Consider the following 24,667-nt stretch of genomic DNA (forward strand, 5'->3'; position numbering starts at 1 on the left):
CGGGCGGGCAAGGCACGATGGAATCCCTGGGGATTCGATGGCGGGGGTGTGGTGTGAGGGATGGGCGGACCGATCCGGCGTTCGAGATGTGCCGGGTCCTGGTGGACGGAGCGGATCGGGCCTCGTTCGCGGGAGGCGCGTTCGATGTGCGGGAGGTGGTGGTCGGCATTCAGCCCTTCTCCGGCCCCGAGCCGGCGGTTTCCCGCGTCCGGCTGGAGGCGGGCGCTGAGGAGGAGAAGCAGGCCACCGTCGCGGTGATGGGCGGCGCGGACTGGGGCCTGTGGGTCGCGGCCCTGGCCGAGCGGGGCCTGGTCGCCCCCGGGTTCACCACGGTCGCCCTGACGTACGTGGGCTCCGAGGTCACCGCCCCCGTGTACCGGCAGGGCACCATCGGCGCCGCGAAGGAGCACCTGGAGGCGACCGCCCGGGAGCTCGCCGCCTCACCCGCGCTCGTATCGGCGCGAGGCCGGGCCTTCACCGTGGTCGCCGGCGCCGCCGTCACCCAGGCGTCCAGCGCCATCCCCTCGATCGCCCTCCACACGGCCTTGCTCCGTACCGTGCTCGGCCGCCACCGGCACTCAGGAGGAAACGTCAGCGGCGCCCGGCCCGTCGGTGCCGCTCACGCCGGGGCCGAGCGTGCGGCGCCGCCCCCGCTCCGTACGGGGATGCGGGCTGAACGCCCCGGCCGCGCGCGGTTCCGCGAGCGCGAGAGGGGCGGGCACGGCGTCTGGTGCGAGGTCGTGGGTGCAGGCGGCGATGGCCGCGGCGGCATCGGCCTTGACGAGGGCGAGATCCGGTGGACCGAGGCCACGAAGTACGACGACGGACGGAAGTTCGCGAGCGGCGAGTGGAACAAGCTGACGCCCTGACCGTCGAACAGGCCGTGAACGTCGCCACCGGCGGCACCTACCAGGCCACCGTGCCGCACCAGCAGCCGCTGCTCCCCGGCCACCGGTACGTGATCGGCGTACAGGACTGGCCCGGGTACGACGGCCAGCTCTGGTTCGCGACCGACGCCGACGGCACCCGGCTCCAGACGGAGAGGGCCCGCTGGCAGGACGCCGTCGCACACCAGAACCCGCCGCGCACCCAGGGAGGCTGCGAGGACTCCGAGACACCGGCCTCGCAAAGCCTCCCCGCTGAACGGACTCCGGTTCCCCTGAACCCGCAGGCCTCGGACGACCTGGCGACTGGTAGGCCCGCATGTTCAGGTGTCGCGCATTCGCCGTAGCCGCAGGCAAATCGTCACGCTGTGTCGGTGCTCTGCGGCATGATGACCGACGTGGACACCGAGATACTGATAGACGTCTGGCAGCGGCTTCTCGCCGACCCGCGCAAGTCCTGGGTGCTGTTCGAGCATGGCACGTGTGTCGTGCTGACCGCTCCGGAAGGGGAGCTCGCTGAACAGGCAACCGACCTCCTGGAGAAGTTCGGCCCGGTGCAGGCCGGATCTTCGGCAGGAGACTTCGGGGTGATCGACCCCGAGGACGTCGAGGGATGGGTCGTCACCGGGCATCACCACGACGTCCTTACCTATGTCGGCCCCGATGAGCCTCAGGACCAGTCGCAGATCGCTGTCGGGCTGTTCGGACGTTCCAAGCGCCATCGGGACGGTACCGAGCTTCATGTCGTCCATGTTGAGGACAGACGAGGCTCAGCGGACCCGGCGTAACTACCGCGCTTCATCGCCGGTGGTCACCGGGGGCGTGCGGGCTGACCGGGTTCACAGGGGATCCGCTACCTGTTCATGAGCCACGGCGAGCCGCTGTCGACGTACGAGGACATCGCCCGGCTCTCCCCGCTCAAGCACGCGAACCTCAACTGCTCGGCCGCTACGGCTTCACCGCCTCCACCCCGGCCGGCCGGCGGCGAGCGTCGACCTCGGATATGTCCCCACCCATGGACAGCCCGACGAGCGAAGTTCGACAACCGTCACGGTAGGCACCGTTGCGGTACTTGAGCACCGGCCAAGCCCCGCCGCAGTGCGGGCGGGGCTCACGGCACCCGCTCCCAGCCCGGCTTCGTGTCCTCACGGCTGGTGAGCCGACGCGTCGTGCGCGAGCGGTACACCACGTACGGGCGGAACAGGTACCTGAACGGTACGGCGAACATGTGCACCAGCCGCGAGTACGGGATCAGCGCGAAGAGCGTGAAGCCGAAGAGGACGTGCAGCTTGAACGCGAGCGGGGCGCCCGCCATCAGCGCGTAGTCCGGGGAGAGCGCGAACAGGCTGCGGAACCACGGGGAGATGCCCTCGCGGTAGTCGAAGTCGCCCATCGCGCCCGCCGAGTTCAGCACGGTGGCCAGCAGACCCAGCGCCATCGCCCCGAGCAGCACCGTGTACATCAGGTGGTCGCTCTTGAGGGTCGCCTTGCGGACGGCGGCGTGGGTGAACCGGCGCCACACCAGGATGCCGATCCCGACGACGGCCGCGGCGCCCGCGACCGAGCCGGTGGAGACGGCCAGCAGGTGGTAGGCGTGATCGCTGAGGCCGACCGCCTCGGTCCAGCCCTTCGGTACGAGCAGGCCCACCACGTGTCCGAGGACCACGAACAGCATCCCGAAGTGGAACAGCGGCGAGCCGATCCGCAACAGCCGCGACTCGTGGAGCTGCGAGGAGTGTGTGGTCAGCCCGAACCGGTCGTGCCGGGCCCGCCACGCGGTGCCCGCGATCAGCAGGGCGACGGAGACATAGGGCAGCACACCCCACAGGAGCAGATCGGTCATGCCGGCAGCCTTCCGGTGGTGGTGCGGGGCGGGAGCGTGGGCCAGGGGAGGTCGGCGGGGGCCGCCGTGCCCATCCGGCGGGCCGCGTCGGCCGCGGCGTCCGGGTGCGCGGCGCCGTACCGCTCCGGCGGGGCGTACGGGGTGCCCGCGCCGGGCCCGTCCCGGTCGGCCGAGAGGGAGAGCGCGAGCGCGGCCCGCAGGTCCTCGGGAAGGTCGGTGCCGTCGGCCCGTTCGATGCCGGGGCCGAAGGGCTCCAGCGGGTTCCCGGCCCCGACCAGCTCCTGCGGCGGGCCGCTGCGGGCCAGCTCACGGGCCTCCGCCTTGGTCTCGGGGGAGGCGCCCGGCAGTCCGGCGGCCACCGCCGCCACCACGGCCGCGTACGGGGAGCCGATCTCGGCCAGCGCGAGGCGCAGCAGCTCCAGGCCGGCCCGGTGCTCCTGGAGCAGCATGGTCCCGGCCTCCGGGACGCGGGCCCCGAACTCCAGGGCCACGGGCAGGAAGTCGGGCAGCTCCTCGCCCGCGTACTCCAGCCCGAAGTCCCGGTAGATCCGCTTGAGGCGGACCAGGGACAGGCCCCGGCGGCGGGTGTCGCCGTCGACCCACCAGGTGAGGTAGAGGCAGCGGCGGTTGCGGGTCTCGAAGGTCTCCGTGTACTCGGCGGCCCGGGCGATCGGGTCGAGGGCCGTGGTGTGGTCGAGGAAACCGGTCAGCAGCGCGACGGCCCCGGCCGCGTCCGGTTCGGTGACCTCGGACAGGGCGGCCCGCAGCAGCGGCAGCTCGGCCTCGAACCGCTCGCCCGGGTGGTCCAGCAGCCGGGCCGCGACCAGCCGGACCGTGCCCAGGGCCCCGAGCGGGGCCGCCGCGCCGCCCGCGGCTTCGGTCCCGGTCACGACACGCCGTCCCGCACGCGGGTCGGGCCCAGGTTGAGGGTGACCTTCGCGGTCCTCGGCACCCCGCCGACCTCACCGACCGGACACGGGATGCCGACCGGGTCCGGACCGCTCATCGGGTGCGCGTCGGCCAGCGCCTCCGCGTCGGCCAGCGCGGCCGTCGGGATCACGAACCGGTCCTCGATCTTGGCGATGGCGAGCAGCCGGAACATGTCTTCCAGCTCCTCGCCGGTCAGGCCCACGGACTCGGCGATGGCCGGGTCCCGCTCCTCGCCCAGGTTGATCCGCCGCATGTGGGAGCGCATGGCCGCCATCCGCCGCAGCACGGCCTCCACCGGTACGGTGTCCCCCGCGGTCAGCAGCTCGGCCAGGTACTCGACCGGGATGCGCAGGGCGTCGATGGCGCCGAACAGGTTGCCGGCCTCCTCGCCGTCCCGGCCGGTGGCCGCGACGGCGTCCACCACCGGGGAGAGCGGCGGCACGTACCAGACCATCGGCATGGTCCGGTACTCCGGGTGCAGCGGCAGGGCGACCTGGTAGGTGGCGATCAGGTCGTAGACCGGGGAGCGCCGGGCCGCGTCCAGCCACTCATCGGTGATGCCCGCGGCCTTGGCCGCCGCCGCCACCGCCGGGTCGTGCGGGTCGAGGAAGCACTCGACCTGCGCCGGGTAGAGGTCGTGCTCGTCCTCGACGGCCGCCGCCTCGGTCACCATGTCGGCGTCGTAGAGCATCACGCCCAGGTAGCGCATCCGGCCCACGCAGGTCTCGGAGCAGACCGTCGGCATCCCGATCTCGATGCGCGGGAAGCACAGCGTGCACTTCTCGGCCTTGCCGGTGGAGTGGTTGAAGTAGACCTTCTTGTACGGGCAGCCGGTGACGCACATCCGCCAGCCACGGCACTCGTCCTGGTCGACCAGGACGATGCCGTCCTCGGCGCGCTTGTACATGGCGCCGGAGGGACAGGAGGAGACGCACGCCGGGTTCAGGCAGTGCTCGCACAGGCGTGGCAGGTAGAACATGAAGCTCTGCTCGAACTCCATGCGGACCTTCGCGCCGACCTGGTCGCGGATCTTCTCCACGATCGGGTCCTTGACGGCGTGGGCGGGCGCGCCACCCAGGTTGTCGTCCCAGTTCGGGCCCCACTCGATCTTGTCGATGGGCTCGTTGGTGACCTGCGAGACCGGCCGCGCCACCGGCAGGTCGGTCCCCGCCGGGGCCTCGGTGAGGTTCTTGTACTCGTAGGTCCACGGCTGGTAGTAGTCGTCGATCTCCGGCAGATGCGGGTTGGCGAAGAGCGTGCCCAGCTTCCTCAGCCGGCCGCCGGCCTTCAGGCGCAGTTTGCCGGAACGGGTCCGCTCCCAGCCGCCCTTCCACTTCTCCTGGTCCTCCCAGCGGCGCGGGTATCCCTGGCCGGGGAGGGTCTCGACGTTGTTGAACCACACGTACTCGGTGCCGCGCCGGTTGGTCCACGCCTGCTTGCAGGTGACCGAACAGGTGTGACACCCGATGCACTTGTCGAGGTTCATCACCATGGCGATCTGAGCCATCACGCGCATAGGACTAGAACTCCACCTTCTGCGAACGTCGACGGATCACGGTCACCTCGTCGCGCTGGTTGCCGGTCGGGCCGAGGTAGTTGAACGCCCAGGTGAGCTGGGCGTACCCGCCCACCAGGTGGGTGGGCTTGAGCATCACGCGGGTGAGCGAGTTGTGGATGCCGCCGCGCCGCCCCGTCTTCTCGGTCTTCGGGACGCCCACCGTGCGCTCCTGCGCGTGGTTCATGTACACCGTTCCGGCGGGCATCTTGTGGGAGACGATCGCCCGTGCGGTGATGACACCGTTGCGGTTGACGGCCTCAATCCAGTCGTTGTCCTCGACGCCGATGGCCTCGGCGTCCTGCGGGGACATCCACACCGTCTGACCGCCGCGGCCCAGCGTCATCATGTACAGGTTGTCCTGGTACTGGCTGTGGATCGCCCACTTGTTGTGCGGGGTCAGATAGCGCACGGCGACCGTCTTCTCGTCGACGACGCCGAGCTTCGGCTCCCCGTACAGCTTGTGCATGTCCAGCGGCGGCTTGTAGACCGGCATCGACTCGCCGACCTCGTGAAGCCAGTCGTGATCGAGGAAGAAGTGCTGGCGGCCGGTGAGGGTGTGCCAGGGCTTCAGGTGCTCGGTGTTGACGGTGAACGCGCTGTAGCGACGCCCGCCGGACTCGCTGCCCGACCATTCCGGCGAGGTGATCACCGGCACCGGGCGGGCCTGCGTGTCGGCGAACGTGATCCGCTTGCCCTCGGCCTCGGCGGCCAGGTGCGCCAGCTCCGTGCCGACCTTCTTCTCCAGGGTCTCGAAGCCCTGGGTCGCCAGCCGGCCGTTGGAGGTGCCGGACAGCGACAGGATCGCCTCGCAGGCGTGCCGGGCGTCGTCCAGCCGGGGCCGGCCGGCCGCGACGCCCTCGCGCACCAGGCCGTTCTTGGCGCCCAGGTAGGCGACCTCCTCGCGGACGTCGAAGGTGATCGCCTTCGTCGTCACGCCCAGCTTGTCGACGAGCGGGCCGAGCGCGGCGAACTTCTCGCCGACGGCGCCGTAGTCGCGCTCCACGACCGTCAGGTTGTACATGGTGCGGCCGGGCACCGGCTCGCACTCGCCCTTCGACCAGTCCAGGGCCACGCCGCCGGGCTGCGCCATCTCGCCGCCGGGGGTGTCGTGCTGGAGGGCCGTCGCCACCAGGTCCTTGCGGACGCCCAGGTGTTCTTCGGCGAGGTCGCCGAAGCGGCGGGCGATGCCGAGGAAGGCGTCGTAGTCCGAGCGGGCCTGCCACGGCGGGTCCACCGCCGGGGTGAAGGCGTGCAGGAACGGGTGCATGTCCGTCGAGGACAGGTCGTGCTTCTCGTACCAGGTGGCCGCCGGGAAGACCACGTCCGACAGGAGCGTCGTGGACGTCATCCGGAAGTCCATGGTCATGAGCAGGTCGAGCTTGCCCTCGACGTCCTCCTCGACCCAGGTGACGTCCTTCGGCGTACAGCGCGGACCGTCGTCGGGCAGGTTCGAGTGCGTGCCCAACAGGTGCTTGAGGAAGTACTCGTTGCCCTTCGAGGAGGAGCCCAGCAGGTTGGCGCGCCAGACGTTGAGCACGCGGGGCCAGTTGCGCGGGGCGTCCGGGTCCTCGCCGGCGAAGCCCAGTGTGCCCGCCTTCAGCTCGGCCACCGCCTCCGCCACCGGGTCCTCGCCCGAGGTCAGGTCGAGGGGGTTGCGGTCGAAGGTCGGGTAGGACGGCATCCAGCCCATCCGCGCCGACGCGGCCAGGCAGTCCGCGCCCGTCATGCCCTCGAACCGGCCGGTGCCCAGCGGCGAGGCCAGCGCGTCGGCGGGCAGGGTGTCGTAGCGCCACTGGTCGGTGTGGAGGTAGAACCAGGCGGCGCCGATCATCTGCCGCGGCGGACGCGACCAGTCGGAGGCGGCGGCCAGCGTGGCCCAGCCGGTCACCGGACGGCACTTCTCCTGGCCCACGTAGTGGCCCCAGCCGCCGCCGTTGCGGCCCTGGCAGCCGGTGAGCGTGAGCAGCGCCAGGAAGGCCCGGTAGATCGTCTCGGAGTGGAACCAGTGGTTCGTGCCGGCGCCCATCAGGATCATGCAGCGGCCGTTCGACTTCTCGGCGGTCTCCGCGAACTCGCGGGCCACCCGCACCACCTGCGCGGCCGGCACCGAGGTCAGGGACTCCTGCCAGCCCGGCGTGCCGGGCTGCGAGGCGTCCTCGTAGGAGGCCGGCCACTCACCCGGCAGGCCCTCGCGGGCCACGCCGTACTGGGCCAGCATCAGGTCCAGAACGGTGGTCACCAGCCGGTCGCCGACCCGGGTCACCGGCACGCCCCGGCGGACCGTGCCCGCCTCGTCGTCCTCGAACCGGGGCAGGGTGATCTCGGCGGACTCGCCGCCCTCGGCGTGCAGCGAAAGGCGCGGCACCACGTCCCCGAGGTCCAGGTTCCACTCCGGGGTCTCGTTCTTGCCCCACCGGTGGCCCAGGGTCCCGTTCGGCACCACCGGCTCGCCGGTCACCTCGTCCAGCAGGACCGTCTTCCAGCGGGCGTTCTCGACGTCCTGCCCCAGGTCGGCCGCGGTCACGAACTTGCCGGGCACCAGCTCGCCGCCGGCCGTCTGGGTGAGCGACACCAGGAACGGCAGGTCGGTGTACCGGCGCACGTAGTCACGGAAGAACGGGGTCACCCTGTCGACGAAGAACTCCTTGAGGATGACGTGCCCCATGGCCAGCGCCAGCGCGCCGTCGGTGCCCGGGTGCGGGTGCATCCACTCGTCGGCGAACTTGGTGTTGTCCGCGAAGTCAGGGGAGACGGTGACGACTTTCTGGCCCCGGTAGCGGGCCTCGGCCATCCAGTGCGCGTCGGGCGTCCGGGTGACCGGGACGTTCGAGCCCCACATCATCAGATAGGCCGCGTCCCACCAGTCACCCGACTCCGGGACGTCCGTCTGGTCGCCGAACACCTGCGGGGAGGCCACCGGCAGGTCCGCGTACCAGTCGTAGAACGACAGCATCGGAGCGCCGATGAGGGAGTGGAAGCGCGCGCCCGCCGCGTGCGAGGCCATCGACATGGCCGGGATCGGGGAGAAGCCCGCCACCCGGTCCGGGCCGTGCTCCTTGATGGTGTGCACGTGCGCGGCGGCGACGATCTCCGTCGCCTCCTCCCAGCTCGCCCGCACCAGACCGCCCTTGCCGCGGGCCCGCTGGTAGGCGCGCCGGCGCTCCGGGTCCGCCTGTACGTCGGCCCAGGCCAGCACCGGGTCGCCGGTGCGCCGCTTCGCCTCGCGGTACGCCTTCAGCAGCTCGCCGCGCACGTACGGGTGGCGGACCCGTGTGGGCGAGTAGCTGTACCAGGAGAAGGAGGCGCCGCGCGGGCAGCCCCGGGGCTCGTACTCGGGACGGTCCGGTCCGGTCGACGGGTAGTCCGTGGACTGCGTCTCCCAGGTGATGATCCCGTCCTTGACGTACACCTTCCACCGGCAGGAACCCGTGCAGTTCACGCCGTGCGTGGAGTACACGACCTTGTCGTGGCTCCACCGGTCCCGGTAGAACGCTTCTCCCACGCGCCCGCCGGTACGGGTCACCGTCCGCAGGTCCTCCGAGACCTCGCCCTTGGTGAAGAACTCGCCGGCCCTGATCAACGCGCCCGCGGCGCCGCCGAACGTCTCGGGTACGGACCTGTTCGAAAGGCCCGCCCGAGCCTGTTGCTCGTGCTGCACAGCACGCCCCTCCATGCCCTGTCAGCTCCTGGATATGGGGCCCCTTCGGCCCGATGACGGGCTGAGCGAATGGGGCCAGCAACAAACCTATGTCCGCTCTTCACACCTCCCTGGGGCCGAAAGACCCGTGCGGCCCGGCCGAAATCCCCGAATCGCACACGGGCGGGACGAGAGTCCCGCGAACGGAGGCAGCCGGCCCGGACATCGTCGACGACGTCGCCGGGCACAACGCGTTCGTGACCGCCGAGAGCGCGGCCGCGGAGTACCGGCACAAGGCCCTGGTGATGCTCGGCCGCGGCGAAGAGGCGCCTCGGGCAGCGACATGTTGTCGGTGCCCGAGGCGGCGCACCAGGGCGGGGAGGGCCGCCCGGGCGATCTCTGTGACGGCTGAACAGGCCGTGGCAACCAGCGCGTGCGCCCACTACGAACTCCGGGTCCGCGTCACCGGCTGGTAGTCGGTGCGGGATCTCACGACTGCCGTCCCGGGTGCACTGCGGCTCACAGGCAGGCCTGCCGCCGCGCTGGACCAGTTCGGATGAGACCAGATCGCCGCGCTCCGCCTGGGCCTCAGCGCCCCAGTGCTGTTCGGCACCCGCTCCATGGACGCCGCCGGGCCGGCTCCGCGTCGAGGGCTTCGAGGTCCGCGACGAGTACGTCGCCCACCGGCGGCCGCCGGTCTGTGGTCCAGCGGGGCCACCACGCCGGATGTGCCGGGCCGCGCGCGTTGCTTGCAGGGGCGGATATCAAAAGGTTCCGGATGAGCGACGCCGCAGTCGGCGCTGACCAGCCCGCGCGAAGTGCCTTGAGGACGCGCCGGGGCTCACAGCCAGCCTTTCTCCCGGGCCGTGCTCACCGCCTCGGCGCGGTTGCGCACCGCGAGTTTCTGGATGGCGGTGGAGAGGTAGTTGCGCACCGTGCCCTGGGACAGGTGGAGGGCGGAGGCCAGTTCGGCGTTGGTGGAGCCGTCGGCCGCGGCGCGCAGCACCTGGCGCTCTCGGTTGGTGAGAGGGTTCGCGCCCTCGGCGAGGGCCGCCGCCGCGAGGGCGGGGTCGATGACCTGTTCCCCGGCGAGTACCTTCCGCACGGCCTCGGCAAGTCGCGCGGCGGGCGCGTCCTTGACCAGGAAGGCATCGGCGCCCGCCTCCATGGCGCTGCGCAGATAGCCGGGCCGGCCGAAGGTGGTGAGGACGACCAGCTTCACCGCGGGCAGTTCCCGGTGCAGCAGGGCGGCCGCCTCGATGCCGGTGCAGCCCGGCATCTCGATGTCCAGCAGGGCGACGTCCACGGCGTGCTGCCGCGCTGCCGCGACCACCTGGTCGCCGCGCGAGACCTGGGCGACGACCTCGATGTCGTCCTCCAGTCCGAGCAGGGCGGCCAGGGCCTCACGGACCATGGACTGGTCCTCCGCGAGAAGGATCTTGATCGTGCTGCTCATGCCCCGGATCCTACGTGTCCGTCGGATGCACCGGTACGCGGGCGACCAGCCGAAAACCATGCCTGACCCGGCCCACCTCCAGGACACCTCCGGCCTTCTCCAGGCGCTCGGCCAGACCGGTCAGGCCGTTGCCGGAGCCGGCGCCCGGGGCGCCGGACCCGTTGTCCTCCACGGTGAGCTCGAACACGGGCCCGTCCAGGGTGTGCCGCCGCAGCACCTCGACGGTGACCTTCTGCGCGCCGCTGTGCCGTACGACGTTGGTGATCGCCTCGCGCAGCGCCCAGGCCACGGCGGACCTGCCCTCTTCGGGGACCCCGGTGAGGTCGGGGTCGACGGGGATCTCGGCGACGATCCCGGCCGCCGTCAGTGCGACCTGGGCTCCGGCGAGTTCGGCGGCGAGCCGGGGACGGCGGTAGCCAGTGACGGCCTCGCGGACGTCCACCATGGCCTGGCGGCTGACCTCCTCGATGTCCGCGACCTGCTGGGCCGCCTTGTCGGGGTGGCCGGGGAGCAGCCGGCCGGCCAGCTCGCTCTTGAGCGTGATGAGGGACAGCGAGTGGCCGAGCAGGTCGTGCAGGTCGCGGGCGAGTCGCAGCCGCTCCTCGTTGGCGGCGAGCTGTGCGACGGTGGCGCGGGCCCGGCGCAGTTCGATGGTGGTGCGGATCAGCTGGCTCACGCCGGTCATGGCGAATCCGATGAGGACAACCACGATGAGGAGGTTGAGGACGTCCTCCACCTCGGCGTCGACGGACAGACCGGCCAGGGTCATGACAGCCCCGGTGACCGGCACCCCCCACAGGGCCGCCCGCAGCGGCAGGGCGGCGCCGCAGGCGACGGAGACGTAGCAGAACAGAGCGAGCCAGGGTGGGCCGAGGGTGAGGGTCAGCACGACCGCCAACGTCCCCAGGACGGGGATCAGCACGCCGACGTACCTGGGTCCGGCCGGCTTGCCCATGTCGCGAAAGATCAGGGCGAGGTAACCCCCGACGAAGAGCGCCAGTCCGGCCCAGCCTGCCGCGGCGCCTGCCGCGGTGTGCTCTCCGGAGAGGAGGTCGTGGATCGGGGAGCTGAGGAAGACCAGCCAGACCCCGAACCACGCCGCTTTGCGCAGGATGGGTTCACGCTGGTTGTGGGGGGACTGCCCCAGGGGGATCAGCGGCCCCCGGCTGTCCTTCCCGGACGGGGCAGACGGGGACAGCGGGTCCTTCTTCATCACGCTCACGCCTTCAGCGTGTCCTTCCGGTACAGCCAGGCCGCGCCGCCTGCGAAGAGGACGAAGTACGCAACGAGGATGGCGACGTCAGCGACGCTCGGCGCCTGGCTCTGCTCGACCGACCGTCCCAGCGCAGCGTACGCGTGTGTGGGCAGCCACTTCGCGATGTCCTGCAGGAACGGGGCGAAGCTGGTCGACGGCATCCACAGGCCGCCGAGGATCGACAGCCCGAAGTAGACGATCATCGAGATGGGGCGGACGGTGTCGCCCGATGCGAGGTAGCCGATGGCGACGCCGAGCGCGGCGAAGACCAGGCTGCCCGCCCAGATGACGCCCACGAGGGCGACCCACTGCCACGCGTCCAGGCGCACGTGGTTCACGACGGCCGCGACCACGAACACGACGATGATGGACGGCAGGCTGACCACGGCCGCGCTGGCCGTCTTCGCGAGGACGTAGCCGCGCCCCGGCAGCGGGGTGAGCCGCAGCTGTCGCACCCAGCCGCTCTCACGTTCCTTGGCGATGCGCTCGCCGTTGCCCATCAGGACGGCCGTCAGGGCGCCGAAGGAGGCCATCGAGACCATCAGGTACGAGGCGACGGTCAGGTTGGTGCCCTCGACCCTGTCGCCGGTGCCCGACGCGCTCGCGAAGATCAGGTAGATCATCGACGGGTAGAGCACCGAGAAGAACAGGAACTTCTTGTTGCGCAGGGCACGCGCCAGTTCGAGCTTGATCAGACTGTTCACGACGCGAGGTCCTCCTTGGCCTCTTCGGCCTCCGTGATGGCGACGAACGCCTGCTCCAGGCCGAGCCCGGCGACTTCGAGATTGCGGGGATAGACACCGAGGCCGTACAGGGCGTGCACGGTGGCGTCGGCGTCGGCCGACTGGATGCGGATGGTCTGGCCGGAGACATCGATCGAGGTCAGGGAGGGCAGGCCCCGCAGGGCCGCCTCGTCGATCGTGCCGTCCAGGTCGAAGGCGACCCGGCGGGCGCCCGCCTTCGCCTTGATCTCGGCGGCGGTGCCGTCGGCGAGCAGCCGTCCGCGGTGCAGTACGAGCACCCGGTCGGCGATGGCGTCGGCCTCTTCGAGGTAGTGGGTGGCGAAGAGGACGGTCCGGCCCTGGTCGGCCTGTTCGCGCATGGTCGCCCAGAACGCCTGGCGGGCGGTCACGTCCATGCCGGTGGTCGGCTCGTCCAGGATGATCAGGTCGCTGTCGCCCGCGGTGGCGAGCGCGAAGCGGACGCGCTGGGCCTGGCCGCCGGAGAGCTTGTTGACCTTGCGGTCGGCGATCTGGGAGATCCCGGCGCGGGCCATGACGTCGGTGGCTTTGTACGGCTTCGGGTGCAGCGCGCGGGCGAGACCGACCAGCTCGGCGACCGTCACGTCCTCCATCAGGCCGCCCGACTGCAGCATCGCGCCGACCCGGCCGGCCGTGATGGCCTCGCGGGGGGTGGAACCGAAGACCTCGACCCTGCCGCCGTCGGGCTGCTTGAGGCCGAGGAGCAGGTCGAGCGTGGTGGACTTGCCGGCCCCGTTCGGGCCGAGGAGCGCCACTGTCTCTCCCGGATACAGCTGGAGCGAGAGGCTGTCCACAGCCTTCACGCTCCCGTAGGTCTTGGTCACCTGGTGGAACCCGACCACCGAGGTGCGGGTGGCCGCCGTTGTCGTTGTCATGGCGTCGATGCTGGCCTACGGGGGCGGGGGCGCGGCAGTGTCGGCGGGCCTCACTATCGCATGACAGATGTCATAAGCCGGGGAGGGGAAGGGGCGGGGGAAACGGTTGAGGGGCTTGTCGTAGCGCGTGGCGACCGCCCGGAACCGCTTCAGGCGGTTGACCGCCCGTTCAACGGTGTCGCGCGTCACCGACTCCGCCGGATCCATCGTCAGCCAGGGCCACCCCGGCCTGGTGAACACCGTCCTGGCCGCCGGACGTGTCGTCAAGCGCGACGGCGCCCTGGTGGGCGTGGACCTGCCCGACCTGCGCACGCGTCTGCTGGCCTCCCGCGACCGCATCGCCGCAGCTGCCGAAGTCGAACTCGACGGCACCTGGGGCCCGAAGCCCGCGGCCTGACAGGTCGAGGACCTGGCTTCCCTGGTCGGCCGCCGCACGCTGCTGGAAGCCATCGACTGCGGGTGCGACCAGGAGTCACCGCAGGCGGGACCGTTGTCGAATACAGCGGGCCAGACACAACCCTGGGGCGTCACCCTGCCGGGCCCCTCCAAGCGCCGTCCGGTGGAGACCTGCGGGGCCCGGAGGGGTGGGCATGGTGCCGCCGCGCATCGCGGCGGGCGGAACTATGGTGTCCCGCCACATACGCCGCTGACCTGCGGATTCCTACGGTGTGGCGGTACCCGACAGTCCCCGTCACCCGCTCGGAAGTGGTGCACATGGCCGCCGCAACTCACGCCCCCACGCCCCCCGGTTCCCTCAAGCGCATCGTCGCCGCGTCCCTCATCGGGACCACCATCGAGTGGTACGACTTCTTTCTCTACGGGTCGGCCGCCGCGCTCGTGTTCAACAAGCTGTTCTTCCCCGAGTCCGACCCGCTCGTCGGGACGCTGCTGTCCTTCCTCACGTACGCCGTCGGGTTCGCCGCCCGGCCGCTCGGGGCGCTCGTGTTCGGGCACTACGGTGACCGGCTCGGGCGGAAGAAGCTGCTCGTGCTCAGTCTGCTGCTGATGGGCGGGGCCACGTTCGCCATCGGGCTGCTGCCCACGCACGCCGTCGTCGGGTCCGCCGCGCCCGTGCTGCTCACCGCCCTGCGGCTGGTCCAAGGCTTCGCCCTCGGCGGCGAGTGGGGCGGGGCCGTGCTGCTCGTGTCCGAGCACGGGGACGCCCGGCGGCGTGGGTTCTGGGCCTCCTGGCCGCAAACCGGCGCGCCGGCCGGGCAGTTGCTCGCCACCGGCGTGCTGTCCGCGCTGACCGCGCTGCTCTCCGACTCCGCCTTCCTGTCCTGGGGCTGGCGGGTGCCGTTCCTGCTCTCCGGCGTGCTCGTCATCGTCGGGCTCTGGATCCGGCTCTCCGTCGACGAGTCGCCCGTCTTCAAGGCCGCCCTCGACGCCGCCGAGCAGCGCGAGGCCGACGCCGCCGGGCGGGCCGAGCGGATGCCCCTCGTCGCCGTCCTCCGGCACCACTGGCGTGACGTGCTCATCGCCATGGGCGCCCGGATGGCCGAGAACATCAGCTACTACGTCATCACCGCGTTCATCCTCGTCTACGCCACCACCCAGGTCGGGCTCTCCAAGCAGACCGCCCTCAACGCCGTCCTCATCGGCTCCGCCGTCCACTTCGCCGTCATCCCGCTCTGGGGCGCCCTCTCCGACCGCGTCGGCCGACGCCCGGTCTACCTCGTCGGCGCGGTCGGCGTCGGGCTCTGGATGTTCCCCTTCTTCGCCCTCATCGACCAGGGGACCTTCGGCAGCCTGCTGCTCGCCGTGACCGGGGGACTCGTCCTCCACGGCGCCATGTACGCGCCCCAGGCCGCCTTCTTCTCCGAGATGTTCGCGACCCGGATGCGCTACTCCGGCGCCTCCATAGGTGCCCAGTTCTCCTCCGTCGCCGCCGGCGCCCCCGCCCCGCTCATCGCCACCGCCCTCCTCGCCGACTACGACAGCTCCACCCCGATCGCGCTCTACGTGATCGCCGCCGCCCTCCTCACGGTCCTCGCCGTCGGCTGCGCCCGCGAGACCCGGCACCGGGATCTCGCCCAGATCGATGGGGACGGGAACGGGGACGCGGACGAGGACGGGGGTGACCTTGAGCGGGGAGCGGGGACGGTTGGTGCCGCCGGTGTTCCCGGGGGTGCGCGCCGTGACGGCTGACGGTCGGTGACGGCCGGACAGACGCAGAGTGCCCCCTCCCGGGACGGGAGGGGGCACTCTGCGTGGAGCCGGTCAGCCGGTCAAGTCGGTCAGCCGGTCAAGTCGGCTCACGACGGCTTCTCGGTCTTCTCGCCCACGCACGTCACCTTGTCCCGCGGCGTGTAATGCGTCGTGAACGTCTGGCGCTTCACCTCGGTGCCGCCGTTCTTGAAGACCCGGTCCACCTTGATGTCGAAGCCCTCCAGCGGGTCCTGGACCTCGCACTTCGCGCTCGGGTCCTTGCGCTCGGCCGGCGGCTTGACGTTGGTGCGCGGGCCCGCGACCGCCTCCACCGAGTCGTACTTCTTCGTGCCCAGGAAGCTGATCGTCACCGACTTGTCCGTCGCGCCCGCCTTGATGTAGATCGGCTTGCCCGAGTCGTTGCGGAACTTCAGGTCCAGCGAGCCCCAGGCCACCGTGGCCTCCCGGCCCGCCGGATAGCGCTCGATGTAGAACGAGTGCGCGCCGTGCTCCACCGGCTGCACACCGGCGAAGAACAGGGCGTTGTACATCGTCGTCGCCACCGCCGACACGCCGCCGCCCGGGGCCTTCTGGTACTGCCCGTCCATGATCATCGTGCCGTCCACGAAGCCGTTCGCCTTCGTGCGCTCGCCGACCGTGCGGTTGAAGCTCCACACCTCGCCCGGCCGCACCACCGAGCCGTTGATCAGCTCGGCCGCCCGCCCGATGTTGACCGTCCGGTACGGGGCGGTCGGGAAGTTCACCGTGAACGTCGACATCTGCTCCGTGATGCCCAGCTTCGGCAGCGACGCCGCCGTCAGCTCCGGCTGGGTCACCTTCGTCTCCACCGGGGCCGTACGCGCCGCCGCGCCCTCCTTGGCCAGCAGCGGCTCCACCGCCTTGCCCAGCGCCTCGGCCGTCACCTCGCGGCCCGGGCGCCCGTCGCGCTCGACGACGACCTTGCCGTCCCGGACGCCCAGCCGGGCCTCGACCGGGGCGCCCGCGAAGCTGTCCAGCGGCCGGGCCACATCGGGGTCGCGCATGAGGGACGCCGAGTCCAGCGAGGCCGACAGGCGCCCGTCCGACGCCTTCACCTTGAGGTGGTCGCCCAGGGTGGCCGCCGGTATCGCGAGCCGCTTGTCGCCCGAGGTCAGCGTCACCGGACCCGACACCGCCGGAGAGGCCACGTCCTTCATGAAGCGCGCGACCTCCGCCGCCGACACCTTCGGCCGCGTCTCGGTCACCGGCAGGACCACCGCCGCCGCGCCCGCCGGTGCCGGGTAGGCCCCGCGCAGGGCGTCCACCGCGGCCGTCGTGTCCAGCGCGCGTCCCACGCGCGGCTGGGTCGCCACCGCCTTGCCGTCCTTGAACGCCACGGCGCCCTCGCGGACCGTCCGGTCGTGCTCCTTGGCCGTCTCGGCGATCGCCGCCCCCGCCTTCGTACCGTCGAAGGCGATCACCGGCTCGATCTCGCGCTCCGAGGAGGAGAAGAGGCGGCCGATCACCGTCACCGGGTCCTTCGACGGGTTCGCCGCCTTCTCCGCCGTCGCCGCGGCGTCCACGGTGAGCCCCGCCGACGCCGGGTCCACCGTCGCGTCCGTGTCGCCGATGCGGACCTTGATCGGTGCCTGCCAGGAGGCGGGAGCGGCCGAGGTCAGCCGCGCCGCGGCTTCGGCCCGGCTCAGCCCGCCGATGTCCACCCCGTCGACCCGGGTGCCGGCGGATATGTCGTCCCCGGCGGTGACGAGGCCCGTCACGTACAGCCCTCCGGCGACGGCCGCGACCGCGCCGGTCGCGAGCGCCGCCTTACGTATGTGGCCGCGGCGCCCCGAGGGGCCCGCGGCGGCGTGGTCGGTCGTGGAGCGGCGCACACACCCTCCCGGTGCGGTAAGGAGTCAGGGGTATCAGTACACCGTACGCGGAATCGGTCCTTTCGGGCCATGAGCCTCATCTCACCCCCCGATCCGGGAACCGTCCGCACCCCGGCGACCCTCCAGGACCTGTCCGAGCCTGACCCGCAGGACAGGCCCTAGGGTGGAGCGGTGTCCCCGTCCCCGCCCGGACCCCAGTCCGTCGACCGTGCCCTCGCGCTGCTCGACGCCGTAGCCGACGCCGACCGGCCCGTCCCCGCGAAGGCCCTCGCCCGCACCCTCGGCTGCGCCCTGTCGACCGTCTACCACCTCGCCGGTCCGCTGCTCGACCGCGGCCACCTCGTGCGCACCCCCGAGGGGTACGCGCCCGGGCCCCGGGTCCCCGCCCTCCACCGCGCCTACCAGCGGCACCACGGGCTCGGCGGCGGCATCGGCGAGCTCCTCGGGCTGCTGCGCCGCACGGCGGGGGCCGAGGCCTACTTCACCGCCTACCGGGACGGCCGGATCACCGTCGTCGACACCACCGCGCCCGTGACCGACACCGACCACCCCTTCGTCCCGGGCGCCGAGGCCCGCGCCCACGCCACCGCGCACGGCAAGGCCCTGCTGGCCGCGCTGCCCGCCGCCCAGCGCCGCCGCTACCTGGCCGCCCACGGCATGGCCCGCTTCACCGAGCGCACGATCACCAGCCCCGAGCGCTTCGAGGCCGAGCTGGCCCGGGTGCGCGAGCGCGGCTTCGCCGTCTCCGTGGGGGAGGCGGACCCCGCGTACACCTGCCTGGCCACCGTCCTGCCCGGCCACCCGACCGGTGACGGGCCCGGCCGTGGACCCGGCGAGGGCCCCGGCCTCGTCCACGCCCTCTCCGTCTCGCTGCCCACCGAAGGCTTCCGGCAGCGGCACGGTGCCGTCCGGGCCGCCCTCGCCCGCGCGGTCCCGCTCTTCGCCGCCGCACTGCCGCCCGCCCCGTAGCCACCGCGCGCCCGCCCCGTAGTCACCCCGCGCCCCCGGTCGTCCGCTTTCCGGCCCTGCCGGAATCCCGGGCCGCCCCGCTGGCCCCGCGCGGTCCGGCGGCGCACGGTGGAGGCATGATCTTCATCGCCGTACGGTTCACCGCCCGCCCCGAGTTCGCCGACACCTGGCTCGACCTCGTCGCCGACTTCACCCGCGCCACCCGCGAGGAGCCCGGGAACCTCTTCTTCGACTGGTCCCGCAGCGTCGACGACCCGCACCAGTACGTCCTCCTGGAGGCCTTCGCCGACGCCGAGGCGGGCGCGGCCCACGTCCAGTCCGCCCACTTCAAGGCCGGCCTGGAGACCATGGCCGGAGCCATCGCCGCCACTCCCGAGATCATCAACGTCGAGGTCCCGCAGCAGGGCTGGGGCGCCATGGCCGAACTCGCCCGCTGACCCGGCCCGGCTCTCCCGGCTGCCGACTCCCGCCGCCCCGGCGTGAATTCAGCGCTCCGGCGCGTATCCGCGCGCCGGAGCGCCGTGGCATGATCACACTGACATTCGATACGCGCGGGACCGGGGGGTCGCCCATGGGTACGTTCCTTGGCGTGGTGATCGTCGTGGTGGGGCTGGCCTCACTCGCCGGCGGCATCGCGGCCATCCGGACCGGATGGCTGCTCCCCTTCCAGTACCGCTGGGTGCGGCGCCCCGCCGTGCAGGGCTGGGGGCAGGTCCTGCTGGGCGTGGCCTTCCTCGTCCAGGGCGGCACGCTGCTGCTCGGCGGCGAAGCCGTACGGCAGGCGGGCTCGCTCCTCGGCATGGGCATGCTGATCACGGGCCTGGCCCTCTCGATCGTCGCCCAGACGGCGAAGCGCACGCCCTGACGCGTGTCGTTCGGGTGCCTCCAGCGGGCGGTCCCGGCCGCTCCGGGGTCGAATCGAGGCATGGCACCCTTCGACAGGCCCCGTACCGGCGGCTCCCCGCGGAGCGTCGCGACGGCCGGTGACACCTGGTGGTACGCCGCCGTCGCCGCCGAGGCCGCCGGATCGTTCAGCGCCCGCATACGCATACGGATGCGGCGCACCTGCCTCGCCGCCGTCCTCCTGCTCACCGTCGCCTACGCCGGACTCGTGCTCACCGCGACCGGCCGGCGCTGGGGGGACGCCGCGCTCGCCGGGCGGCTCGCCGACCCCGCCGTCGCCCAGTTCCTGCGCGAGCATCCCTCGCTCCGCGGCCTCGGCACGCTCTCCCTGGTCCTCGCCGTGCTCCTGCTCGCCGGCATCGGCGCCCTGCGCAGGCGGTACGCGCTCACCGTCGCCGCCCTCGGCACCGTCGCCGCCGCCCTCGTCGCCGCCGAGCTCCTCCAGCGGTACGCGCCCCGCCCGCACCTGGTCGACGCGTCCGGCGCGGCCGTCGCCAGCGGCTTCCCCGGCAGCGTCCCCGTGCTCGCCGCCGGCACCGCCCTCGGCTTCCTGCTCGTCGTGCCGCACCGCCTGCGCACCCCCGTCGTCGGCCTCGCGAGCCTGTGGGCCGTCGCCCTCGGCGCGTACGGCATCGCCTCCGGCCGGCACCGCCCCGGCGACGTGATCGCCGCCGACCTGCTCGTCCTCGCCGCCTTCGCAGCGGCCGTCGCCCTCCTCGCCCGCAAGGGCAGGATCCGCCCCGCCCCCCGGCGCCGGATGCCCCCGCAGCGGCTCCTGGTGTCCGTGCCGCTCGTCCTGGCCGCCGTCGCGGGCCTCGCCGCCGGGGCGTACCTGCTGGGCTCCTCCCTGCCCGGTACGGGCCCGGTCCCCGCCGACCTGCCGAGGCTCGCGCACCGCTGCGGCCAGGCCCTCGCCGCGGGGACCGGCGCCGCCGTCGCCGCCGTCCTGCTCGGACTGCTGCGGCGCGTCGACCTCGACCCGGGCCCGGCCCCGTACCGGCTCGCGCATCCGGTTACCGAGGACCCCTTTCCCGAGGAGCCCGATCACGAGATATCTTGATGTCGAGCAATCTCGCAGACGCAGACGTGGAGCGGAGCACACCCGGTGACTGACTCGACCATCATCTACACGCACACTGACGAGGCGCCCGCCCTGGCGACGTACTCGTTCCTGCCCGTCATCCAGGCGTACGCCTCGACGGCCGGGATCAACGTCGAGACGCGTGACATCTCCCTGGCCGGGCGCATCATCGCCAGCTTCCCCGAGCGCCTCGAAGAGGGCCAGCGCATCGCGGACGCCCTCGCGGAGCTCGGTGAGCTCGCCAAGACGCCCGAGGCCAACATCATCAAGCTGCCGAACGTCTCGGCCTCGATCCCGCAGCTCAAGGCCGCCGTCGCGGAGCTCCAGGCGCAGGGCTACGCCCTCCCGGACTACCCGGACGACCCGCAGAGCGACGAGGACAAGGACGTCCGCGCCCGCTACGACAAGATCAAGGGCAGCGCCGTCAACCCGGTCCTGCGCGAGGGCAACTCGGACCGCCGCGCGCCCGGCGCCGTGAAGAACTACGCCAAGACCCACCCTCACCGCATGGGCGCCTGGACCCCCGAGTCCAAGACCAACGTCGCGACCATGGGCGAGAACGACTTCCGCTCCACCGAGAAGTCCGTCACCCTCACCGAGGCCGGTGCCCTGCGCATCGAGCACGTCGCCGCCGACGGCACCGTCACCGTGCTCCGCGAGTCCGTCCCGGTCCTGGCCGGCGAGGTCGTCGACGCCTCCGTCATGCGCGTCGCCGCCCTGCGCACCTTCCTCTCCGAGCAGGTCGCCCGCGCCAAGGCCGAGGACGTCCTGTTCTCCGTGCACCTCAAGGCCACGATGATGAAGGTCTCCGACCCGATCGTCTTCGGCCACGTCGTGCGCGCCTTCTTCCCGAACACCTTCGCCAAGTACGGCGAGGTGCTCGCGGGCGCCGGCCTGTCCGCCAACGACGGCCTCGGCACCGTGCTCAACGGCCTCGCCGCCATCCCGCACGGCCTCGGCGACGAGATCAAGGCCTCCTTCGACGCCGAGCTCGCCGAGGGCCCCGCCCTCGCCATGGTCGACTCCGACAAGGGCATCACCAACCTGCACGTGCCGTCCGACGTCATCGTCGACGCCTCCATGCCGGCCATGATCCGCACCTCCGGCCACATGTGGGGCCCGGACGGCCAGGAGGCCGACACCCTCGCCGTTCTCCCGGACAGCTCCTACTCCGGCGTCTACCAGGCCGTGATCGAGGACTGCCGCGCCCACGGCGCCTTCGACCCGTCGACCATGGGCTCCGTCCCGAACGTCGGCCTTATGGCGCAGAAGGCCGAGGAGTACGGCTCCCACGACAAGACCTTCGAGATCGCCGAGGCCGGCACCGTCCGCCTCGTCGACGCCTCGGGCGCCACGGTCCTGGAGCAGGAGGTCGCCGAGGGCGACATCTTCCGCGCCTGCCAGACCAAGGACCTGCCCATCCAGGACTGGGTCAAGCTGGCCGTCACCCGCGCCCGGGCCACCGGCTCCCCGGCCGTCTTCTGGCTGGACGAGACCCGCGCCCACGACGCGCAGCTCATCGCCAAGGTCGACGCCTACCTGCCGGAGCACGACACCGAGGGCCTGGAGATCAAGGTCCTGTCCCCGGTCGAGGCCACGAAGTTCTCCCTGGAGCGCATCCGCCGCGGCGAGGACACCATCTCGGTCACCGGCAACGTCCTGCGCGACTACCTGACCGACCTCTTCCCGATCCTGGAGCTGGGCACCAGCGCCAAGATGCTCTCCGTGGTCCCGCTGATGGCGGGCGGCGGCCTGTTCGAGACGGGCGCCGGCGGCTCCGCCCCGAAGCACGTCCAGCAGCTCGTCAAGGAGAACTACCTCCGCTGGGACAGCCTCGGCGAGTTCTTCGCCCTGGCCGCCTCCTTCGAGCACCTCTCCACCACCACGGGCAACGCCCGCGCCCAGATCCTGGCCGACACCCTCGACCGCGCCACCGGCACCTTCCTCAACGAGGACAAGTCGCCGACCCGTCGCGTCGGCGGCATCGACAACCGCGGCAGCCACTTCTACCTCGCCCTGTACTGGGCCCAGGAGCTGGCCGGCCAGACCGAGGACGCCGAGCTCGCCAAGGCCTTCGCGCCGCTGGCCGAGACGCTCACCGCGAACGAGCGGAAGATCGTCGAGGAGCTCATCGCGGTCCAGGGCGCCCCGGCCGAGATCGGCGGCTACTACCAGCCCGACCCGGCCAAGGCCGCCGCCGTGATGCGCCCGTCGGCCACCTTCAACGAGGCCGTCGCCACCCTCGCCTGACCCGGCGAGGACCCCTCCGCGGGCTCTCACGGGCCAGGTGCCGCCCCGGCCGGACATCGTTCCGGCCGGGGCGGTCGCGTCGGTGGCGCATCCGCCGTTCGGGTGTGAGTCTGGATGGATGAGCTGGGCATCATGGACGACCGCCGGTGTCTACACCGGGCGTGGCGGGGTGCTGACCGTCGAGGCGGGCGTGCTCACGGGCGACCTGACCGTGCACACCACGTACATCGACACAGAGGCACGTGTGGCCGTGCAGTACAGCGGCGCATCCGACTGGTTCACCATGTCGGGCAGTCCGGTCCCCTGCGGGTCGGAGGAGGAGAGCCGCGACCTGCACGACGCGGTCGTCGCGGCCGTACGGGAAGGGGGCGGGGCGACCGTGCCCACCTTGCCGCACCTCTCCGGGTAGCGGCGGCCACCCGGCACCCACCCCGGGAACCCCAAGGAAAAAGTGTTGTCCCGGAGGCTCCCCTGGGTCTCCCGACGACGACCCGCACCGGGCGGGCACCGTCACCGGGCACGAGGGAGCACCGCACATGGACAGCGTCGAGCACCGCACCGCCGAGCTGGTCGAGGCGGCGCGGACCGGTGACGCGCGCGCCGGCGACGAGCTCGTCCGCGCCTACCTCCCGCTCGTCTACAACATCGTCGGCCGCGCCCTCGACGGGCACGCCGACGTGGACGACGTCGTCCAGGACACGATGGTCCGCGCCCTCGACGGCCTGCCGGGCCTGCGCGATCCGGAGCGCTTCCGCTCCTGGCTCGTCGCCATCGCCATGAACCGCGTCCGGCACCGCTGGCGCGAGCTCCGGCAGGCCCCGCTCACCGGCCTCGACGGGGCCGCCACCCTCGCCGACCCGGCCGGCGACTTCACCGAGCTCGCCATCCTCCGCCTCGGCCTCACCGGCCAGCGCCGCGAGGTCGCCGAGGCGACCCGCTGGCTCGACGAGGACGACCGGGAACTGCTGTCCCTGTGGTGGCTGGAGGCCGCCGGCGAACTCACCCGCGCGGAACTCGCCGCCGCCCTCGGCGTGCCCGCCCGGCACGCCGCCGTCCGGGTCCAGCGGATGAAGGCCCGGCTGGAGACCGGCCGAGGCGTGGTCCGCGCGCTGGCGGCCGTACCGCCGTGCCCGGAGCTCGGCGAGACCACCGAGGGCTGGGACGGCCACCCCTCCCCGCTCTGGCGCAAGCGCCTCGCCCGTCACCTGGACACCTGCGCCCGCTGCGCCCCCACCCGCCGCGGCCTCGCCCCGGCGGAGGGCCTCCTGGTCGGCTTCGGCCTCGTCCCCCCGCTCCTCGCCTGGGCGGCGGGCGGGGGCGGGACCGGGACCGGGACTGAAGCCGGGGCCGGGGGGCTGGAGTCGGTGGGGTGGGAGGGACAGGGGCCGGCCGGGCACGCTCCGGCTGGACAGGCTCCGGCCGAGCAGGCTCTGGCCGAGCACGCTCCTGCCGGGGAGGCTGCTGCGGGGCACGCTCCGGCCGGGAACGCTCCTGCGGGACATGCTCCGGCCGGGGAGGCTCCTGCGGGGCACGCCCCCACCGGCCCCGTCCCGTCCGCCCGCCCCGCGGCCTCCCACCGGGCGCGGCCCGGAGGTGCCGGGCGGCGGGGGTGGGCCCTCGGGGTCGCGGTCGCCGTCCTGGCCGGCGGCGGGCTCCTGCTCGTACCGGGCGCGCCGGAAGCGCGCGTCGAGTCGCGCGGGCCCGTGTCGCCGCCCGCCCCCGCGCCCCCGGCCGTCACGCCCGCCCCGACCACGCCGCCCCCTTCGCCCCGCCCGACGCCGAGCCCCAGCCGGAGCGCGGCGCCGCGGCCGAGCCTGGAGGAGCGGGTCAACGAGCTGGTCAACGCGCATCGGGCCGAGGCCGGTTGCGCCCCGCTGCGGAGCGACCCGAAGCTCTCCGCCGTCGCCCGCGCCTACGGCCGGGACATGGTCGCGCGCGGCTACTACGGGCACACCAGCCCCGAGGGCACGGACGCCGGGAAGCGCTTCGCGAGCGCCGGTTACTCCTGGAGCGCCTGGGCCGAGAACCTGGCCCGGGGGCAGGCCGACCCGGCGGCCGTCGTGGCCGACTGGATGGGCGACCCGCCGCACCGCCGCAACATGCTCGACTGCTCCTACCGGGACACCGGCGTCGCCGCGGTGCGCGGGCCGGAGGGCACGCTCTGGGTGCAGGAGCTCGCCGCGCCCCTGGGCTGAGGCGCGGGGTGGGGCGGGGCGGACGGGACTGGGCGGGGCGGGCGTGTCGGG

At 72.6% G+C, this 24,667-nt stretch carries 20 protein-coding genes and 1 pseudogene; 12 read left to right on the plus strand and 9 right to left on the minus strand.

Annotation, left to right across the window (positions count from 1 at the left end):
• The first annotated feature begins 155 nt into the window (after positions 1-155).
• The 3 genes from ACZ6J5_RS18475 to ACZ6J5_RS18485 are packed head-to-tail and all read left to right on the plus strand — an operon-like array spanning position 156 to position 1,672.
• A complete protein-coding gene (locus ACZ6J5_RS18475; RefSeq protein WP_469392683.1) occupies positions 156-869 on the plus strand; it encodes a hypothetical protein in 714 nt (237 codons plus the stop codon).
• Entirely contained in the window at positions 848-1,231 is a 384-nt protein-coding gene (locus ACZ6J5_RS18480; protein ID WP_469392684.1) for a hypothetical protein, read from the plus strand. Before ACZ6J5_RS18475 ends, ACZ6J5_RS18480 begins: the two co-directional genes overlap by 22 nt.
• A gap of 39 nt (positions 1,232-1,270) precedes the next feature.
• Entirely contained in the window at positions 1,271-1,672 is a 402-nt protein-coding gene (locus tag ACZ6J5_RS18485; protein WP_469392872.1) for a hypothetical protein, read from the plus strand.
• Between the two features lie 323 nt (positions 1,673-1,995).
• On the opposite strand, the gene narI is transcribed toward ACZ6J5_RS18485, so the two are convergent.
• The 8 genes and pseudogenes from narI to ACZ6J5_RS18525 all read right to left on the minus strand — a co-directional run.
• Positions 1,996-2,727 carry a respiratory nitrate reductase subunit gamma gene (narI, locus tag ACZ6J5_RS18490; protein ID WP_469392685.1) on the minus strand — a complete coding sequence of 244 codons (732 nt, stop codon included), beginning with the start codon at positions 2,725-2,727 and terminating at the stop codon, positions 1,996-1,998.
• Positions 2,724-3,617 (minus strand): nitrate reductase molybdenum cofactor assembly chaperone, encoded by an 894-nt coding sequence (gene narJ, locus ACZ6J5_RS18495; protein ID WP_469392687.1) that lies wholly within the window; start codon positions 3,615-3,617, stop codon positions 2,724-2,726. The genes narI and narJ overlap by 4 nt, the downstream gene beginning before the upstream one ends.
• Positions 3,614-5,173, minus strand: coding sequence for a nitrate reductase subunit beta (gene narH, locus ACZ6J5_RS18500; RefSeq protein WP_469392689.1), 1,560 nt, complete (start codon positions 5,171-5,173; stop codon positions 3,614-3,616). Before narH ends, narJ begins: the two co-directional genes overlap by 4 nt.
• 4 nt (positions 5,174-5,177) lie before the next feature.
• On the minus strand, positions 5,178-8,792 hold the full coding sequence (locus tag ACZ6J5_RS18505) for a nitrate reductase subunit alpha (RefSeq protein WP_469392874.1): 3,615 nt from the start codon (positions 8,790-8,792) through the stop codon (positions 5,178-5,180).
• 901 nt (positions 8,793-9,693) lie between these two features.
• Positions 9,694-10,308 carry a response regulator gene (locus tag ACZ6J5_RS18510; RefSeq protein ID WP_469392691.1) on the minus strand — a complete coding sequence of 205 codons (615 nt, stop codon included), beginning with the start codon at positions 10,306-10,308 and terminating at the stop codon, positions 9,694-9,696.
• A gap of 10 nt (positions 10,309-10,318) precedes the next feature.
• Positions 10,319-11,521 (minus strand): sensor histidine kinase, encoded by a 1,203-nt coding sequence (locus tag ACZ6J5_RS18515; protein ID WP_469392876.1) that lies wholly within the window; start codon positions 11,519-11,521, stop codon positions 10,319-10,321.
• A gap of 5 nt (positions 11,522-11,526) precedes the next feature.
• Positions 11,527-12,267, minus strand: a complete 741-nt coding sequence (locus ACZ6J5_RS18520; protein WP_469392693.1) for an ABC transporter permease — start codon at positions 12,265-12,267, stop codon at positions 11,527-11,529.
• A pseudogene (locus ACZ6J5_RS18525) lies at positions 12,264-13,121 on the minus strand (ABC transporter ATP-binding protein); the annotation flags it as partial. The pseudogene ACZ6J5_RS18525 and the gene ACZ6J5_RS18520, both read right to left, overlap by 4 nt.
• Positions 13,122-13,374: 253 nt before the next feature.
• On the opposite strand from ACZ6J5_RS18525, the gene ACZ6J5_RS18530 reads away from it, so the two are divergent.
• Positions 13,375-13,596, plus strand: coding sequence for a hypothetical protein (locus ACZ6J5_RS18530; protein WP_469392695.1), 222 nt, complete (start codon positions 13,375-13,377; stop codon positions 13,594-13,596).
• A gap of 317 nt (positions 13,597-13,913) precedes the next feature.
• On the plus strand, positions 13,914-15,347 hold the full coding sequence (locus ACZ6J5_RS18535) for an MFS transporter (RefSeq protein WP_469392697.1): 1,434 nt from the start codon (positions 13,914-13,916) through the stop codon (positions 15,345-15,347).
• A 107-nt stretch (positions 15,348-15,454) separates the two neighbouring features.
• Here ACZ6J5_RS18535 and ACZ6J5_RS18540 read toward each other — a convergent pair whose 3' ends face one another.
• The gene (locus ACZ6J5_RS18540) at positions 15,455-17,218 is read right to left on the minus strand and encodes a VanW family protein (RefSeq protein WP_469392699.1); all 1,764 of its coding nucleotides are present in this window, start codon (positions 17,216-17,218) and stop codon (positions 15,455-15,457) included.
• 171 nt (positions 17,219-17,389) lie between these two features.
• Here ACZ6J5_RS18540 and ACZ6J5_RS18545 point away from each other — a divergent pair, with 171 nt between their 5' ends.
• The 7 genes from ACZ6J5_RS18545 (at position 17,390) to ACZ6J5_RS18575 (ending at position 24,616) form a co-directional block, all read left to right on the plus strand.
• A complete protein-coding gene (locus ACZ6J5_RS18545) occupies positions 17,390-18,187 on the plus strand; it encodes an IclR family transcriptional regulator (protein WP_469392701.1) in 798 nt (265 codons plus the stop codon).
• 116 nt (positions 18,188-18,303) lie between these two features.
• Positions 18,304-18,624 carry a putative quinol monooxygenase gene (locus tag ACZ6J5_RS18550; protein WP_469392703.1) on the plus strand — a complete coding sequence of 107 codons (321 nt, stop codon included), beginning with the start codon at positions 18,304-18,306 and terminating at the stop codon, positions 18,622-18,624.
• Between the two features lie 134 nt (positions 18,625-18,758).
• On the plus strand, positions 18,759-19,052 hold the full coding sequence (locus tag ACZ6J5_RS18555; RefSeq protein WP_469392705.1) for a hypothetical protein: 294 nt from the start codon (positions 18,759-18,761) through the stop codon (positions 19,050-19,052).
• A gap of 60 nt (positions 19,053-19,112) precedes the next feature.
• Positions 19,113-20,150 carry a phosphatase PAP2 family protein gene (locus ACZ6J5_RS18560; protein ID WP_469392707.1) on the plus strand — a complete coding sequence of 346 codons (1,038 nt, stop codon included), beginning with the start codon at positions 19,113-19,115 and terminating at the stop codon, positions 20,148-20,150.
• 45 nt (positions 20,151-20,195) lie between these two features.
• Positions 20,196-22,421, plus strand: a complete 2,226-nt coding sequence (locus tag ACZ6J5_RS18565) for an NADP-dependent isocitrate dehydrogenase (RefSeq protein WP_469392708.1) — start codon at positions 20,196-20,198, stop codon at positions 22,419-22,421.
• A 118-nt stretch (positions 22,422-22,539) separates the two neighbouring features.
• Positions 22,540-22,830: a hypothetical protein gene (locus tag ACZ6J5_RS18570; protein WP_469392710.1), complete on the plus strand. Its 291-nt coding sequence runs from the start codon at positions 22,540-22,542 to the stop codon at positions 22,828-22,830.
• Between the two features lie 127 nt (positions 22,831-22,957).
• A complete protein-coding gene (locus ACZ6J5_RS18575; protein ID WP_469392712.1) occupies positions 22,958-24,616 on the plus strand; it encodes a sigma-70 family RNA polymerase sigma factor in 1,659 nt (552 codons plus the stop codon).
• Positions 24,617-24,667 lie beyond the last annotated feature (51 nt).

It is taken from the genome of Streptomyces sp. NPDC042100 (assembly GCF_055582325.1).

Coding starts and splice junctions, on each gene's coding strand:
- ACZ6J5_RS18485 (WP_469392872.1), top strand. CDS start 1,271: ATGATGACCGACGTGGACACCGAGATACTGATAGACGTCTGGCAGCGG.
- narI (WP_469392685.1), bottom strand. CDS start 2,727: ATGACCGATCTGCTCCTGTGGGGTGTGCTGCCCTATGTCTCCGTCGCC.
- narH (WP_469392689.1), bottom strand. CDS start 5,173: ATGCGCGTGATGGCTCAGATCGCCATGGTGATGAACCTCGACAAGTGC.
- ACZ6J5_RS18510 (WP_469392691.1), bottom strand. CDS start 10,308: ATGAGCAGCACGATCAAGATCCTTCTCGCGGAGGACCAGTCCATGGTC.
- ACZ6J5_RS18515 (WP_469392876.1), bottom strand. CDS start 11,521: ATGAAGAAGGACCCGCTGTCCCCGTCTGCCCCGTCCGGGAAGGACAGC.
- ACZ6J5_RS18535 (WP_469392697.1), top strand. CDS start 13,914: ATGGCCGCCGCAACTCACGCCCCCACGCCCCCCGGTTCCCTCAAGCGC.
- ACZ6J5_RS18550 (WP_469392703.1), top strand. CDS start 18,304: ATGATCTTCATCGCCGTACGGTTCACCGCCCGCCCCGAGTTCGCCGAC.
- ACZ6J5_RS18555 (WP_469392705.1), top strand. CDS start 18,759: ATGGGTACGTTCCTTGGCGTGGTGATCGTCGTGGTGGGGCTGGCCTCA.
- ACZ6J5_RS18560 (WP_469392707.1), top strand. CDS start 19,113: ATGGCACCCTTCGACAGGCCCCGTACCGGCGGCTCCCCGCGGAGCGTC.
- ACZ6J5_RS18570 (WP_469392710.1), top strand. CDS start 22,540: ATGAGCTGGGCATCATGGACGACCGCCGGTGTCTACACCGGGCGTGGC.
- ACZ6J5_RS18575 (WP_469392712.1), top strand. CDS start 22,958: ATGGACAGCGTCGAGCACCGCACCGCCGAGCTGGTCGAGGCGGCGCGG.